Below are 15,715 nucleotides of genomic sequence, written 5' to 3'. Positions count from 1 at the left end.
ATTAAGCTGTTTGTAGGTTATTCACATTACTGAAAGGTCTTGGTTGATATGTTGAAGCTACGGTTGCAATTGCTTTAATATGTTCGGGCGTGGTACCACAACACCCGCCAACAATATTGACCAGCTTTTTATCTAAATATTCTTTGATGTATGAAGCCATTTCCTCGGGACTTTGGTCGTATTCCCCAAAAGCATTCGGTAGTCCTGCATTGGGATGGGCGGAAGTTGCCGCACCGGTTTGTTTTGAAATCACTTCCAGATGAGGCAATAATTGCTCAGCCCCTAACGCACAATTAAAACCAACGCTCAATAAAGGGATATGCGAAATGGATATTAAAAATGCTTCAGCAGTTTGTCCAGACAAGGTTCGTCCCGAAGCATCGGTTATCGTTCCACTTACCATAATGGGAACGTCGATATTTCGTTCGTTTTTTACTTCTTCAATAGCAAATAAAGCTGCTTTAGCATTTAGCGTATCAAATACCGTTTCGACCAAGAGAATATCTGCTCCTCCATCTAATAAGCCCTCGGTTTGCTGTTTGTAGGCAACTCGAAGTTCGTCAAAAGAAATCGCCCTAAAACCAGGGTCGTTTACATCGGGTGACATGCTTGCCGTTTTGTTGGTTGGCCCAATAGAACCAGCTACAAATCTGGGTTTATCAGGGTTCGCTTTTGTAATTTCATCGGCTACGGTTTTGGCAATTTTAGCAGCCTCATAATTTAATTCATATACCAAATCTTCCATTTCATAATCGGCCATGGCTATAGTGGTTGATGAAAATGTATTGGTTTCCACGATATCGGCTCCGGCTTCAAAGTACTTTCTATGTATTTCGGCAATGGCTTGAGGCTGGGTCAATGACAGTAAATCGTTATTTCCTTTTACTGAAATATGAAAATCTTTAAACCGCTCGCCACGGAAATCTTCTTCAGAAAAATTATACTGCTGAAGCATTGTACCCATGGCACCATCTAATATTAAAATACGGTCTTCTAATGCTTTTACCAACGTGCTCATAACTTGATTTTTTGAAGTGCTTGTTCTATATCTGAAATAATATCTGTTATATGTTCCAACCCTACTGAAATGCGAACCAGACCATTGGTTATACCGGTTTCTTGTCTGTCTTCTTCAGAAAGTTTACTATGTGTTGTTGAAGCGGGGTGCGTCGCTATGGTTCGGGTATCGCCCAAGTTGGCCGAGAGCGAGCACATTTTCAAATTATTTAAAAACTGTCTGCCAACGTCAATACCGCCTTTTAATTCGATACTTACAATGGTTCCACCTTTTTTCATTTGCTTTTTTGCAATTTCATATTGTGGATGCGATGGAAGAAAAGGATACCAAACGGATTGCACGGCAGAATGATTTTCTAAAAAAGCAGCCAGTTGAAATGCATTATCGCAATGTTTATCGACCCGCACGGCAAGGGTTTCCAAACTTTTTGAAAGCACCCAGGCATTAAAGGGTGATAATGCCGGACCTGAATTTCTCGAAAACAAATAAATTTCCCTAATCAAATCGGCCCGACCTACGGTAACACCGCCCAATACACGACCTTGTCCATCAATTAATTTTGTAGCGGAATGAATCACTAAATCGGCTCCAAATTCAATAGGTTGCTGTAAGTATGGCGTTGCAAAGCAATTATCGATAATTAAAATCAGGTTGTGCTTTTTGGCAATGGCCCCTAGTTTTTCTAAATCTAAAATAGCAACTGCCGGATTGGTTGGTGTTTCAGCATATAATATTTTAGTGTTTTCTTGAATACAGTTTTCTATCGAATCTACTTCATCTGTTTTAAAAAAAGTAGTTTCAATATTCCATTTGGGTAAAAACTTGGTGAATAAACTGTGTGTTGAACCAAAGACACTTCGGCACGAAACAATATGGTCACCACTATTCAATAAAGCGGCAAACGTTGAAAAAACAGCAGACATACCTGTGGCAAAGGCGTAGCCTGCTTCGGCTTTTTCCATTTTACAGATTTTCTCTACAAATTCTGAGGTATTAGGATTTGTAAACCGGCTATAGATATTCCGCTGTTTTTCTTCAGCAAACGAGGCACGCATATCTTCAGCATCATCAAATACAAAGCTTGACGTTACATACAATGGATTAGAGTGCTCTTTAAACTGAGAGCGCTCCAATTGTGTTCTAATAGCGTCGGTTTCAAAATGTGTCATAGTTTTTTTCCGTTCAAAATTATATCGTACGTTATGGCTACATTTCCTTCTAATGTTAAGGAAACAGAACAGTATTTTTCAAAGCTTAAAGCCGCGGCACGTTTGGTTTTTTCTTCATCAATGGTCCCTTCTAAATAAATAGTGGTGTGAATGGCTTCAAAAGGTTTCGCGCTTTTTAGGTCCTTACGCTTCCCTTCTACTTCCATGTTATAAGACGTTATTTCTTGTCTTTGTTTTTTCAAGATTAAGACAATATCAATCGCACTACATCCGCCAACGCCCATCAACAATAACTCCATCGGGCTAGAACCATGCACTTCATCACCAGTTTTATTGTCAATATGTACCGGAAGTCCCGATGCGCCTTTTCCTTCAAAATGATAATTGTCGTTTACTCTGTTCAATGTTACTTTCATAATTTTTCGTTTTAGTTTAATTTATCGCTTAAACGAAGAATATCACCAAATACACCTCTGGCCGTGACGGCCGCTCCAGCTCCAGCCCCTTGGATTACAATTGGGTTTTTACCGTAACTTTCAGTGTAGATTTCAAAAATGGAATCGCTTCCTTTTAATTGCCCCAATGCACTGTTTTTAGGAACAGGCACCAGATTAACGTTTAGAATAGCTCCATCTTCTTTTGATAAATCTCCGTGTAAGTCACCAATGTACCGCAAAACATGGTTTTTCGCCAAGTTTTTTCGCTTTATATGAAAGGGAACATCCAACTCTTGCAATTGATTAAAAAAGGCTGACTTTGAAATACTTCTTAAGGGTTTGGATATCAAGTTTTGAATAGAAATATCTTCCAATTCGTTGTGCAAATCTAGTTCTCGGGCTAGAATGAGAAGTTTTCGACCTACGTCATTTCCACATAAATCTTCTCTTGGGTCAGGCTCAGTAAAACCATTGTTTATAGCTTCTTTCAACACCTCGCTAAAGGTTTTTTCTCCTTCTGAAAATTCATTAAAAATGTAACTTAAAGAACCTGAAAACACACCTTTAATACGCGTAATATTCTCTCCGGAAAGATGCAATAATTTTATAGTATCTATTAACGGAAGGCCGGCGCCTACATTTGTTTCGTATAAATATTCTTTCTTTTTTTCTGAAAGGGTTTTTCGTAGGTTTTTATAAAAATCCAGATCGATGGTGTTTCCTATTTTATTGGAAGAAACCAAACTGAAACCACCTTCCACTAATGCTTCGTAATTAAAAACAAAGTTTGAATCTGCCGTATTATCAATTGCAATCAAGTTTTCCAGATTATGTTCTTCTGAAAATTTTATTACATCAGTAACGGTATAAGGTGTTCCTTTCTCTTTTTTTTCTTCCAGCCAATTTGCTTTTACACCTTTTTTATCAAATAATATCGTTTTAGAGTTTGCCACCGCAAAAATGGTCAAGTCTAAATCGCGCCTTCTTGAAATTTCCTTTTGCGACTTAATAATTTGATCGACCAAGCGTGCGCCCACGTTGCCGTGACCGAAGATCACCACATTCACTTTTTTCTTTTTGATATTTTCCAAATCAATTAACTGAAGTGACTTCTCTTCTATTCTTTTGTCTATCGTTATGGTACTCATAATTTGTGTTCTTTTTCTGAAAAATGGGTTCTAAAATGGTTTGTAACTGTTCAAATTCAATTAAAAAAGCATCGTGCCCGTGTATCGAATTTATTTCGTGATAATAAACATTGCTTTTTATGGTTTTATAGATTTGATACGTGTCTTTAATTTCTTTATTTGTGAAGAAAAGGTCCGTGTCAACGCCTATTAAATGAACATTCCCTTTTATGTTTTTTACTGCAGAAAGGAAATTTCCCGTTTCTTTTGCAATGTTAACGGTGGTTAACAAATGGTTCATCGTTTTATAAGCCTCTAACTGAAATCGGTTTTTCAACTTTTCACCATGATGCAATAGCCAACTTTCAACATTGAATACATTTAACTTTTCGTTCAGACTACGATTAAATTTCTGTTTAAAGGATTCCGGGGTTCTATACAACGTCATAGCATGAATCCTTGCATCGTGAACAGGATTTTCAGAATGTTCTAAAATCTGTTTTTGAACTCGGCAATTTGCCAATAACCAGTCGGTCGCTTTCCAATCGGTAGCTATCGGGATGATATTTTCAAACAGATTAGGTCGCAGCACCGCCATTTGCCAAGCTATACTTCCGCCAAGCGAACCTCCAATAACAGCACGTATCTTTTCAATTTTCAATTGATTGATTGCATGTAAAAAAAGCTTTGCAACATCGTATACTGAAAATGCTTCAGGGTTTTCAAGTAGAAATCCGTCGTAACCATTTCCATGAATATTAAAAGCAAGAACTGTATAATGCTTTGTATCGATACACTTTTCATCGCCAATAAGCTGATTCCACCAGCCGTTTTCCTCGGTAACTGAACTATTTCCAGTTAATGCATGGTTTACCAAAATAATAGGTGCTTCGCTTAAACGAGGTCCGAAAAGCTCAAAACTTATAGGTATTATGCCCGAAAAAGCTTCGTTTTGAGTTGTATAGTTTATATGTAAAGTTTGTAATTTCATAAGATTATTTTAAAACGGCAGTGGAATGGCATATCTCACTGCCGTTTTCTATAACTAAAATTAAACTAAGACTGTTTTGGTAATCGCTTTAAAAGCTTGTTCTAAATCATCAGTAAGATCATCAAACGCTTCTAACCCTACTGAAAGCCGTATTAAATCTTTGGTAACACCTGTAGTTTCTTGCTGCTCATCGCTCAACTGTTGATGTGTTGTACTCGCTGGATGAATAATCAAAGATTTGGTATCGCCTATATTGGCCAACAAAGAGAATAGTTCAGTGGCATCTACAAACTTTTTAGCAGCATCAAAACCACCTGTTAAACCAAAAGTAACTACCCCACTTTGACCGTTTGGTAGATACTTTTGAGCAAGGTTGAAGTAGTTACTTTCTGAAAGTCCAGGATAATTTACCCAAGCTACTTCTTCCCTATTCTGAAGCCATTTAGCAAGCTCTAACGCATTTTCACTATGTTTTTTAATTCGGATTTCCAAGGTTTCCAGACCTTGTAAAATTTGAAACGCGTTATATGGGCTCAATGCCGCACCGAAATCTCGTAATCCTTCAATTCTAACCTTGGCGATAAATGCAGCTTCTTCCAATGCTTCAGAATAAACTAAACCGTGATATCCAGGTGATGGTTCGGTGAATTCAGGGAATTTTCCGTTGGTCCAATCAAACGTTCCCGCATCGATGATTGCTCCGCCTAAAGCAGTCCCATTTCCGTTGATGTATTTGGTAAGCGAATGAATTACAATATTGGCTCCGTACTTAATTGGGTTTAGCAAAGCTGGGGTAGCGACTGTGTTATCAACTAGTAGCGGGATTTTATTCGCTTTCGAAATTTCAGAAATAGCTTCAATATCCAATACATCCAATTTTGGGTTTCCTAACGATTCAACAAAAATCGCTCGGGTATTTTCTTGAACCGCTTTGTTGAAATTTTCAGTATCATTTGCATCTACGAATGTAGTTGTAATACCCAATCTTGGCAGGGTAACATTCAGTAAATTATACGTTCCGCCATACAAACTACTAGATGCTACAATATGGTCTCCAGCCCGCAATAACGTGAGCAATGTTGTAGCAATTGCCGAAGTTCCCGAAGCGGTTGTTACGGCTGCAATTCCTCCTTCCAATACCGCTAAACGCTGCTCCAGAATATGGTTCGTGGGGTTGTTAATTCGGGTATAAATAAACCCAGGTTCCGAAAGGTTGAACAAATTGGCAGCGTGGTCGCTGTTTTTAAAAACGTAACTGGTAGATTGGTAAATAGGCACCGCTCGGGTTCCTCCATTCGCCGTTACGTCGTGTCCTGCGTGCAACGATTGTGTTGCTAATTTTTGTGTACTCATTTTTCTTTTTTTTTAGTTAATGATAAATTAAACCAAAAGTCAAAATGCGCCTATTGGCGTACTTTATAAGAAAAATGTTATTAAGAAGTGAGTAAACAATTTTAAAAAATTGTCTTGTCGTTATCTATCAAAAAATTTCCAATATTTGGACATTTTTGTAGAATGTAGCACCTTCTTTCAAGTGAAAGGGTTGCTAAGGCTTCATAGGGTCTATTCCCTCAGCCTTTCTTGATAACATTTCAATAAAGATTTGAACTTTGTGAGTACAAAGATTGCTAAACATTTTTTGATATTCCAAATTAATTTAACTTTATTTTGAAATTGCTTCTTTTTAAAAATCTATTTTTAATACTATCTTTGTCCGCTGAAAGAGGAAAGATTTGACTGATTGCAACCTCTTCTGAATGTTTTTCTGAATACTATTTTCACTTAGAACATTTCAGATTAAAAAATGCTAAAGGCAGTGTAAACTTCCTTCGACGCGTTCGTCAAATCTTCAGTATATAAAAATTTAAAAAGACCTTTATGGCGTACTTATTTACTTCAGAAAGTGTTTCTGAAGGACACCCAGATAAAGTTGCAGATCAAATTAGCGACGCATTATTAGATCATTTTTTAGCCTTCGATCCCGAATCGAAAGTAGCCTGTGAAACCTTGGTAACAACAGGACAGGTAGTACTTGCCGGAGAGGTGAAAAGTGACACCTACCTAGATGTACAACATATTGCAAGGGATATAATCAATAAAATTGGTTACACAAAAGGAGCCTATCAATTTAGCGGTGATTCTTGTGGCGTAATTTCATTGATTCACGAGCAATCACAAGATATTAATCAAGGAGTTGATCGCGAAGACAAAGAAGAGCAAGGTGCTGGTGACCAAGGAATGATGTTTGGTTATGCTACCAATGAAACGGAGCATTATATGCCGTTAGCACTTGAAATTTCGCATACGATTCTTATTGAATTAGCAAAATTGCGCCGTGATGGAACCGAAATTCCATATTTGCGTCCTGATTCAAAAAGTCAAGTAACTATTGAATATAGCGACGACAATGTTCCGCAAAAAATAGTTTCTATTGTTTTATCAACTCAGCACGATGATTTTGATGAAGATGAAAAGATGTTGAACAAAATTAAAAAGGATATTATTGAAGTTTTAATTCCGAAGGTAAAAGCAAAACTACCTGAGTATGTTCAAAAACTGTTCAATGATGATATTATTTACCACATAAACCCGACTGGAAAGTTTGTAATTGGTGGTCCTCACGGAGACACTGGTTTAACGGGTAGAAAAATAATTGTTGATACGTATGGCGGTAAAGGTGCACATGGTGGGGGTGCTTTTAGTGGTAAAGACCCAAGTAAAGTTGACCGAAGTGCTGCCTACGCGGCAAGACATATTGTTAAAAACTTGGTAGCTGCTGGCGTTGCTGAAGAAGTATTAATTCAAGTAAGTTATGCTATTGGTGTGGTAAAACCTACCTCAATATTAGTCAATACACACGGTACTTCTAAAATTGATTTAACCGATGGTGAAATTGCTAAAAAAGTAGCTGAAATTTTCGATATGCGCCCTGCAGCTATTGAAAAACGTTTAAAATTACGTAATCCAATTTATGTGGAAACCGCTGCTTATGGACATATGGGACGTATTCCAGAAACAGTAACCAAAATTTTTGAAAGTCCTTACAAAGGAACTATCAAGAAAGAAGTAGAGCTTTTTACCTGGGAGAAACTGGATTATGTGGATACTGTGAGAAAAGCATTTAATCTCTAAAAATAAAAAGCGGCTTCTAAACGAAGCCGCTTTTATTTTATAGCTATTCTCTTTAATTAATTTGCTGCGTCTATTGCCAAGTTATTTAATGCACTTTTAATTTGATCTAAACGTCCATCGTTATTAGTAATTCCATGTCTTTCTTGTAGAAAATCAGAATCATTATAGGAAATATTCACAGTTCCATCCTCTTTCTCCCAAACTAGCATTTTTTGAGGCAAATCAATCGCTGTAGTTTGTGCGTTTTGCATTAGAGGAGTTCCCAACTCTGGATTTCCGAAGATAATTACCCGTGTAGGATTTAGATCTCCTTCATTAGGTGCATTTTCTTGATGATTTAATTCTGCAAAAAGAGTAAGAGCAGCATTATCAACAACTGCATTTCTTAGGTTATTATAAGTAGTATTAAAATCATTGTTACTTACTAATGTTATAATTCCTTGCTTATTGGTAATTCCACTACTGGAGTTTTCTGAAACTGAACCATTAGTAGCATCTTCAGTAAAATTAGCAAGGGCGCTTTTAATTTGTTGTAGTGTTTGAGCCCCGCCAACACCCGAGTGTCTTGCAGCTAAATACTCCGTTCCGTTGTATGAAACAAAAACATTATTGTCATTATCTTGATAGACTAACATTTTTTGAGGTAAATCTAACCCAGCTAATTGGTTTTCCTGCATTAGTGGGGTTCCCAACGTGGGATTTCCGAAGAAAATAACACGTGTATTTCGTAAATCTTTATCGATATTTTGTGCATTGGCTGTATGGTTTACCTCTGCTATTATTGATATATTAGGATTTGCCTGTAATTCACTTCGCAGTAAACTGTAGGTTGTTGTAAAATCAGATTCACTCACTGCATAGGCAAGCCCCGGAGTTTGTGGGTTATTAATCACCTGCGCATTGTTATCATCATTACTGCACGCAAAAGTTGTAATCGCTAAAGCAAGTATTAAAAGCTTTTTCATATTCAAGTTTTAATTTGTTATTTGGGTTAAAATACAAAAATGAACAATCTTGTTAAGATATATGTCTACCCTTAACAAGAATTTATCACTACGTAGATAACGTGAACATCTAACTATTTATTGAAAACTTGAATAATATTATATCGTTTGGCTTTTTGTACAGCTTCTATTTTATTGTGTACTTGTTATTATGATATTGAATAAAATACGTTCGTTGACGTACTATTGCCAGGTAGAAGAAGTAACTGTATATTCTTTGTACCATAAAAAAAACCTTCAAATAAAAGCTTTAAACTCTTTACTTGAAGGTTTAGATAAAATATAGCTGCTTGGCTATAAATTTTAGAAGGCGTTATTTAATTACCTTCTTAACTGAAGTTCCATTTTCAGTTACCAGTTTAACTAAATAGATACCATTAGAATAAGATGAGAAATCAATTTCATTTGTATTTGAGTATTCCGAAATCAATTTTCCACCTATTGTGTAAACCTGAATATCAAGAATAGCTTCTTCAGAGTTTACAAATAAACGATCTTTTACAGGGTTAGGGTAAATAGTCGTTACTGAAGCTGTATTATCCTCCACAGATAGTGGTTCTGAAGTAATACGTATATTATCTAATCGTAAAGCTGAACTTTCAGAAACAATAGGAGTTACATTTCCAAATCCAAAATAATATACTCCTGCCTCAGAAGCGATAAACTCTGAAGTGTACTCCACGTAATCCCCACCAGAAACAGTGTGACTGCTCAATTCTTGTATGTTTGAATCTTTATTTGGTGCAGTAGCAGCTGCAATATTTAATGTTGCATCATCTGCTTCTTCTGTTCCTAATTGAGAGTAATAGCGAATTTCTACTCTTTCCCCTGCATTTACTTTTATAGGGTAAGAATATATCCAGTCGTCTTTTGCGAAAGAGGTACTCGTATTATTAAACACATACCCTGTTTCATTTTGTGCACCTTCACCACTTCCATTAATCCAAGTGTTTGATGACCACCCGTCAGAATCATACTCACCATAATTTTCTTCGGTAAATTCAAAATCGTAAGAATATGGAGGAAGTGCTGCCGTCCAAATTGATGTAGGTGTAGCCCAACCAGAACCACAATCTGCATTTTTTAAGAAGAATTGATATCTAGTTCCTGGTGTTAAATCAGTATAGCTTTTGGTCAATTCAGTTTGTGCTCCTGTAGATGAAACAGACTCTGTAAATGTGGTAAGACCTGTATCGTACATTGATATATCTGTAGTGGCCGTCCAAGAAACAGTAAAGCTATTTTCAGTAACATCGCTACTTGTAACTCCAGTAACATCTGGTAAAGCACAGTTTGCAGATTCACTTATATACAAATCGTCCAACGCCAAAAAGAAACCATCGAAAGTAACATTAACAAAAGCTAAATAAATAGTTTGCCCTTTGTATGCAGATAGATCTAAAGATCTTGAGTTATAGTCAAAAGGTTGCTCCCCTTCAACACTTAAAATGACATCTGTAAAGTCTGCCATATCATTTCCTGTGGTTGAAACTCTAACTTCATAGTCCTCTAATAATTGAATATCGTACGATTTTGCTTTCCAATAAAGGGTAGGCTCTCCAGAGTTTGGAATATCTATTGTAGGTGTAATTAGCCAGTCATCAGATTGTCCAGGTTGGTCATACCATGAAGTACTAAAGGCAATTTTATTATCGTAACCGTCATAAAATTGAATCCAAGCTTCAGTATTAAAGTCTTGAACTGGTGCAAAAATGGGCACTGATAAACCATCATTATTAATTGTGGTGTATTCAGATAAGGGTGTACCATTATTGTTTTCAAATCCTGAACTAAAAATCTGAGCATTAGCTTGAATAATCAACATAAGGGTTAGAAGTAGTGTAATAGTTTTTTTCATTTTCTTTTTTTTTGAGTTAAATACTTTTCATCCTCTCAAAACTACCTATAATCATTATGCCAATAGATAAAGAAAATTAGTTTAACTATTTTCATTAGAGACTTCTTTTTTAAGTGTAAAAAAACCTCTATAAAACCTCAATTTTTAACTAAAAACCGAATTAAAGCCCATAAAATAATATCAAAAATTAATATTAACTGTCTAGTGCTTGTTAGATGTCTCAGATTGGTATTTCTAACCTAGAATTTAATAAAAGGGAATTCTGTTTGAAGTTTTTCTATTTTCTTCTGAAGATTAATCTGAAATTTTTGGTGCGCCTCACCCGAAGGATTAAAAGCTCTATGTTTTAATCCATTTTGAATGGTTTCAATTTCCTTTTGAAGGTCTTCGGCTTCTGAAGCAATCCAAACTTCTTTAAAGCGTTTCCAAATAATGGAAACAGCCAGGTTATTTGGGTGAAGCATATCTTCTTCATAAAAACGATAGTCGCGCAGTTCGTCCATCATAATTTCAAAAGAAGGAAAATAAAAAGCTTGTTTTTCTCCAGAAATAGCCTCGTGTAAACCAGAAAGTAAATGTGCTTTGCTCTGCATATTTTCTACAAAACCGTCTTTAATGTGCCGAACTGGCGAAACGGTAGAAATAATCGTAGCCTTAAAGTTTACAGTTTTAACAAGTGTAAGAGTATTTTCTATTGCGGCAGAAACTTCTTCAACAGAAAGCAGTTCTTTTAAAAACTTTTTCTGCGGAATTTTATGACAATTGGCTACAATCGAATCACTTTCTATAAACCGATAGACCCAAGCTGTCCCGAAGGTTAAAATAATATGGGAAGCTTGCTCAAGGTAGGTTTTTAAATTTTTTAAGCTATCATTCAAATTTGAAATAAAAGCATCTCTATTATTCGTTGATAGCTTTGAATGCACCTCAAAACAATGCCACTGCTCATTATGTTGAAACACATCTGTTTCAGTAAATAAATCTTCATTAATGGCTCGTGTCACTAGCTTTTCAATCGCAACTGGATGAAATACAATCCCAAACGGATTTTGAAGGTTCTGAAATTTATAATATTGGAGTTTCCTTCCAATGTTCTCAGTAAAACAAGACCCCATCAACAGGTTTTTAGATGTATAATCTATCTGATTCTGTTGCGGGGTTAGTGCTATTTGTGTTTGTAATTTCATTTTTTAAGTAATCAGTTTTCAGTAACAATTGGCAGTACTGCTCACTGCAACTGCCTAGTGCTTACTTAATCAAAGTCTTTGCGAACCTTATTTGAGGTACTGCTTAGCAGCAGATAAAGCTTCATCAATCCCATCTGGATTTTTACCCCCAGCTGTTGCGAAAAAAGGCTGTCCGCCACCGCCACCTTGAATGTGTTTTCCAAGTTCGCGTACTATTTGTCCTGCATTTAAGCTTTTATCAGCAGCTAATTCTTTTGAAATATAACACGTAAGTAATGCTTTCCCGTTTTGTTTTGATCCGAATAAAATGAAAAGGTTATCTATCTCGCCACCCATTTCAAAAGCTAAATCTTTCATTCCAGAAGCGTCTAAATCTACTTCTTTCGCTAAAAAGTTAATACCGTTTACGGTTTCAAGCTCATTTTTTAGATCGCCTTTTAAGTTTTTGGCTTTATCTTTTAATAATTCTTGAACCTGTTTTTGAAGTGCAGCATTTTCTTCTTGTAAATTACTTACTGCCTTAACAGGGTTTTGAGCGTTCAATGTCTTCTTAATTTCAGCAAAATCATTACTTCTATCTACAAAGTAGTTTTTAGCAGCATCCCCTGTTATCGCTTCAATTCTTCTTATTCCACTTGCGACCGCTCCTTCTGATGTTATTATAAAATGCCAAATATTACCTGTATTAGGTACGTGCGTACCGCCACAAAGCTCCATTGAATTTCCAAAACGGATAGTACGCACCGCATCGCCATACTTTTCGCCAAACAATGCTACTGCACCTTCGTCTATCGCCTGATTATAAGGTACGCCTCGCTGCTCTTGTAAAGCAAGATTTTCATTAATTCGAGCATTTACAAAATCTTCAACTTGTTTTAATTCTTCATCTGTTACTTTACTGAAATGTGAAAAATCAAAACGCAGGTTTCTACTATGTACCATCGAGCCTTTTTGAGCTACGTGATCACCTAATACTGTTCTAAGTGCTTGATGTAAAAGGTGGGTTGCTGTATGGTTAGAAGCCGTACGGTTTCGTTGTTTTACATCTACAACCGCCTTAAAAGTATCTTCGGTATTACGTGGTAAATTTTTCGCAAAGTGAATTATTAAATTGTTTTCCTTTTTGGTATCTACAATATAAACTACTTCGCCATTTGGCGCTTCTAAATATCCCTTATCTCCTACTTGTCCTCCACCTTCAGCATAAAATGGAGTTAAATTGAAGACCAATTGATACATTTCACCTTCTTTTTTGCTCTCAACTTTACGGTAGCGTGTAATTTTAACTTGTGTTTCTAAGGTATCATACCCTACAAATTCTTCCACATCATCTTCACGCAAAACAACCCAATCGCCAGTTTCCACTTTTGTAGCAGCTCTAGAACGGTCTTTTTGTTTTTTCAATTCAGATTCGAACTCTTTTTCATCTAAATTGTACCCACGCTCTCTTAAAATTAAGGCGGTTAAATCAATAGGAAAACCGTAGGTGTCATATAACTCAAAAGCTTTTTTACCTGAAATGGTTATACTAGAAGCGTTTGAAATTACATTCTCTAGCAAGACTAATCCTTGATCTAGGGTGCGTAGAAAAGATTGTTCTTCTTCACGAATTACATTGATTATTAAGTTTTTTTCAGAAACGAGCTCTGGGAATGTGTCACCCATTTGCTTTACCAACGTATCCGTTAATTTATAGATAAACGGTTCTTTTTTATTCAAAAATGTAAACCCATACCGAATGGCGCGTCTTAAAATACGACGTATTACATAGCCTGCTCCTGTATTAGAAGGCAACTGCCCGTCTGCAATAGAAAAAGCCACGGCACGAACGTGATCTGAAATAACTCGAATGGCTATATCCTTTTCTTCATCTTTACCATACTTGGTATTGGTAATAGCTTCTATTTCGCGAATTAACGGTGTAAATACATCGGTGTCGTAATTACTCTGTTTTTCTTGAAGCACCATACATAGGCGCTCAAAACCCATTCCTGTATCTACGTGCTGTGCAGGTAGTTTTTCTAGACTACCATTAGCTTTTCGGTTAAATTGCATAAAAACCAAGTTCCAGATTTCTACCACTTGTGGGTGATCTGCATTCACTAACTCGGCTCCAGATACTTTCGCTTTCTCTTCATCAGAACGAATATCGACGTGTATTTCGCTACAAGGACCACATGGACCTTGCTCGCCCATCTCCCAGAAATTATCATTCTTATTTCCGTTTAAAATACGGTCTTCGGCTATATGTTGTTTCCAAAAGTTGTAGGCTTCAGTATCTCTAGCTAATCCTTCAGATTTGTCACCTTCAAAAATAGTTACATAGAGTTTGTCTTTATCTATTTTAAAAACATCTGTTAATAATTCCCAAGACCAAGCAATCGCTTCTTCTTTAAAATAATCGCCAAAGCTCCAATTACCAACCATTTCAAACATAGTATGGTGGTAGGTATCCATCCCTACTTCTTCCAGATCGTTGTGTTTTCCACTAACGCGAAGGCATTTTTGGGTATCGGTAACCCGAGTATTTTTAGGATCACTGTTTCCGAGGAAAAACTCTTTAAATTGATTCATTCCCGCATTGGTAAACATTAAGGTAGGGTCGTCCTTAATAACCATAGGGGCTGAGGGAACAACTGTATGTTGTTTCGATTTAAAGAATTCAAAAAATGCGGATCGTATTTCCTTAGATTTCATGCGTTATATTTTATTCAAAATTAGTGATTAAGGCAAAACGCAAAACAATTTCTATATTTGTAAATCGTTATCCAATGGTTAGCGCTGCCCATCAACCGCAAAAATAGGATTTTTTAACGTATGTCTAAGGTTAAATATTACTACGATAGTGAAACCCTCTCCTATCGTAAAATTGAAAAAAAGAAAGGCCGTAAGCTTGGTATAGTACTACTAAGCCTTCTTGGTACTTTATTGGCGGGTTTTTTAGTGTTTTTAGTGTATATAAATTTACCGTATGTAGAAACACCCAAAGAGAAAACCTTAAAGCGGGAATTGGCTAATATGGAGTTGCAATACGAGCTGCTGAACAAAAAAATGTCCGAGGCTGAAAACGTACTTTCTGAAGTTGCCGAACGCGACAACAATCTCTATCGTGTTTATTTTGAAGCCAATCCGATCCCAGAAGAGCAGCGAAAAGCTGGATTTGGTGGAATAAACCGTTATAAAAACTTAGAAGGGTTTGATAACTCAAAACTAATAATCAACACTAGCGAACGACTAGATATATTGACCAAGCAGATTGTGGTGCAATCGCGATCTTTGGACGAAGTATCGCAGCTTGCCGAAGAAAAAGAAAAGTTACTGGCTGCTATTCCTGCCATTCAACCTGTAAAAAACGAAGACCTTACCCGTATGGCTTCAGGCTACGGGTATCGTACCGACCCCTTTACTAAAGCCCGAAAGTTTCATTACGGAATGGACTTTACCTCGCCTAGAGGCACACCTGTCTATGCATCTGGTGATGGAGTGGTAAGTCGTGCCGACAATGCTGCTACGGGTTATGGCAATCACATACGTATAGATCATGGTTATGGCTATGTAAGTCTTTATGCACATCTCTACAAATACAATGTTAGAAAAGGTCAACGAGTAAAAAGAGGTGATTTAATAGGTTTTGTAGGAAGTACTGGGCGTTCTGAAGCACCACACCTTCATTATGAAGTTTTTAAAGATGACGAACGTATAAACCCTATTAACTTTTACTACGGAAACTTGACACCTGAAGAATTTGCAGAAATGCAAAAACAAGCACAGCAAGACAAAAACAGGATAAGC

10 protein-coding genes, 1 pseudogene and 1 riboswitch are annotated in these 15,715 nt (G+C 36.6%); of the genes and pseudogenes, 2 read left to right on the top strand and 9 right to left on the bottom strand.

Features of this window, described 5'->3' with window-relative positions; genetic code table 11:
• Position 1: 1 nt before the first annotated feature.
• From AACZ92_RS07705 to AACZ92_RS07685, 5 genes and pseudogenes are all read right to left on the bottom strand, one after another.
• Positions 2–1,018, bottom strand: a complete 1,017-nt coding sequence (locus tag AACZ92_RS07705; protein WP_339699305.1) for a homocysteine S-methyltransferase family protein — start codon at positions 1,016–1,018, stop codon at positions 2–4.
• Complete coding sequence (locus tag AACZ92_RS07700) at positions 1,015–2,187, bottom strand: aminotransferase class I/II-fold pyridoxal phosphate-dependent enzyme (protein WP_339699303.1); 1,173 nt, start codon at positions 2,185–2,187, stop codon at positions 1,015–1,017. Before AACZ92_RS07700 ends, AACZ92_RS07705 begins: the two co-directional genes overlap by 4 nt.
• The gene (locus AACZ92_RS07695; protein ID WP_339699300.1) at positions 2,184–2,603 is read right to left on the bottom strand and encodes an OsmC family protein; all 420 of its coding nucleotides are present in this window, start codon (positions 2,601–2,603) and stop codon (positions 2,184–2,186) included. Before AACZ92_RS07695 ends, AACZ92_RS07700 begins: the two co-directional genes overlap by 4 nt.
• A gap of 11 nt (positions 2,604–2,614) precedes the next feature.
• Positions 2,615–4,742: pseudogene (locus AACZ92_RS07690) on the bottom strand (alpha/beta fold hydrolase).
• A gap of 60 nt (positions 4,743–4,802) precedes the next feature.
• Positions 4,803–6,095 (bottom strand): O-acetylhomoserine aminocarboxypropyltransferase/cysteine synthase family protein, encoded by a 1,293-nt coding sequence (locus tag AACZ92_RS07685; protein WP_339699297.1) that lies wholly within the window; start codon positions 6,093–6,095, stop codon positions 4,803–4,805.
• Between the two features lie 117 nt (positions 6,096–6,212).
• Positions 6,213–6,333, bottom strand: a riboswitch (SAM riboswitch).
• A 287-nt stretch (positions 6,334–6,620) separates the two neighbouring features.
• Here AACZ92_RS07685 and metK point away from each other — a divergent pair.
• Entirely contained in the window at positions 6,621–7,874 is a 1,254-nt protein-coding gene (gene metK, locus AACZ92_RS07680) for a methionine adenosyltransferase (protein WP_339699294.1), read from the top strand.
• A gap of 56 nt (positions 7,875–7,930) precedes the next feature.
• Here the strand turns inward: metK and AACZ92_RS07675 are convergent, their stop codons facing one another.
• From AACZ92_RS07675 to alaS, 4 genes are all read right to left on the bottom strand, one after another.
• The gene (locus AACZ92_RS07675; protein ID WP_339699292.1) at positions 7,931–8,839 is read right to left on the bottom strand and encodes a DUF302 domain-containing protein; all 909 of its coding nucleotides are present in this window, start codon (positions 8,837–8,839) and stop codon (positions 7,931–7,933) included.
• A gap of 352 nt (positions 8,840–9,191) precedes the next feature.
• Positions 9,192–10,736, bottom strand: a complete 1,545-nt coding sequence (locus AACZ92_RS07670; protein WP_339699289.1) for a choice-of-anchor J domain-containing protein — start codon at positions 10,734–10,736, stop codon at positions 9,192–9,194.
• Positions 10,737–10,975: 239 nt separating this feature from the next.
• Positions 10,976–11,923 carry a GSCFA domain-containing protein gene (locus AACZ92_RS07665; protein WP_339699287.1) on the bottom strand — a complete coding sequence of 316 codons (948 nt, stop codon included), beginning with the start codon at positions 11,921–11,923 and terminating at the stop codon, positions 10,976–10,978.
• 87 nt (positions 11,924–12,010) lie between these two features.
• A complete protein-coding gene (alaS, locus tag AACZ92_RS07660; protein ID WP_339699285.1) occupies positions 12,011–14,620 on the bottom strand; it encodes an alanine--tRNA ligase in 2,610 nt (869 codons plus the stop codon).
• 120 nt (positions 14,621–14,740) lie between these two features.
• Here alaS and AACZ92_RS07655 point away from each other — a divergent pair.
• Positions 14,741–15,715: M23 family metallopeptidase (locus tag AACZ92_RS07655; RefSeq protein WP_339699283.1), on the top strand; the 975-nt coding region annotated here is incomplete at its 3' end.

The organism is uncultured Marixanthomonas sp. (genome assembly GCF_963974425.1).
Lineage (GTDB): Bacteria > Bacteroidota > Bacteroidia > Flavobacteriales > Flavobacteriaceae > Marixanthomonas.
This window is presented reverse-complemented; position numbering and strand designations above follow the sequence as displayed.

Coding starts and splice junctions, on each gene's coding strand:
- AACZ92_RS07665 (WP_339699287.1), bottom strand. CDS start 11,923: ATGAAATTACAAACACAAATAGCACTAACCCCGCAACAGAATCAGATA.
- alaS (WP_339699285.1), bottom strand. CDS start 14,620: ATGAAATCTAAGGAAATACGATCCGCATTTTTTGAATTCTTTAAATCG.
- AACZ92_RS07685 (WP_339699297.1), bottom strand. CDS start 6,095: ATGAGTACACAAAAATTAGCAACACAATCGTTGCACGCAGGACACGAC.
- AACZ92_RS07670 (WP_339699289.1), bottom strand. CDS start 10,736: ATGAAAAAAACTATTACACTACTTCTAACCCTTATGTTGATTATTCAA.
- AACZ92_RS07675 (WP_339699292.1), bottom strand. CDS start 8,839: ATGAAAAAGCTTTTAATACTTGCTTTAGCGATTACAACTTTTGCGTGC.
- AACZ92_RS07695 (WP_339699300.1), bottom strand. CDS start 2,603: ATGAAAGTAACATTGAACAGAGTAAACGACAATTATCATTTTGAAGGA.
- AACZ92_RS07700 (WP_339699303.1), bottom strand. CDS start 2,187: ATGACACATTTTGAAACCGACGCTATTAGAACACAATTGGAGCGCTCT.
- AACZ92_RS07705 (WP_339699305.1), bottom strand. CDS start 1,018: ATGAGCACGTTGGTAAAAGCATTAGAAGACCGTATTTTAATATTAGAT.
- metK (WP_339699294.1), top strand. CDS start 6,621: ATGGCGTACTTATTTACTTCAGAAAGTGTTTCTGAAGGACACCCAGAT.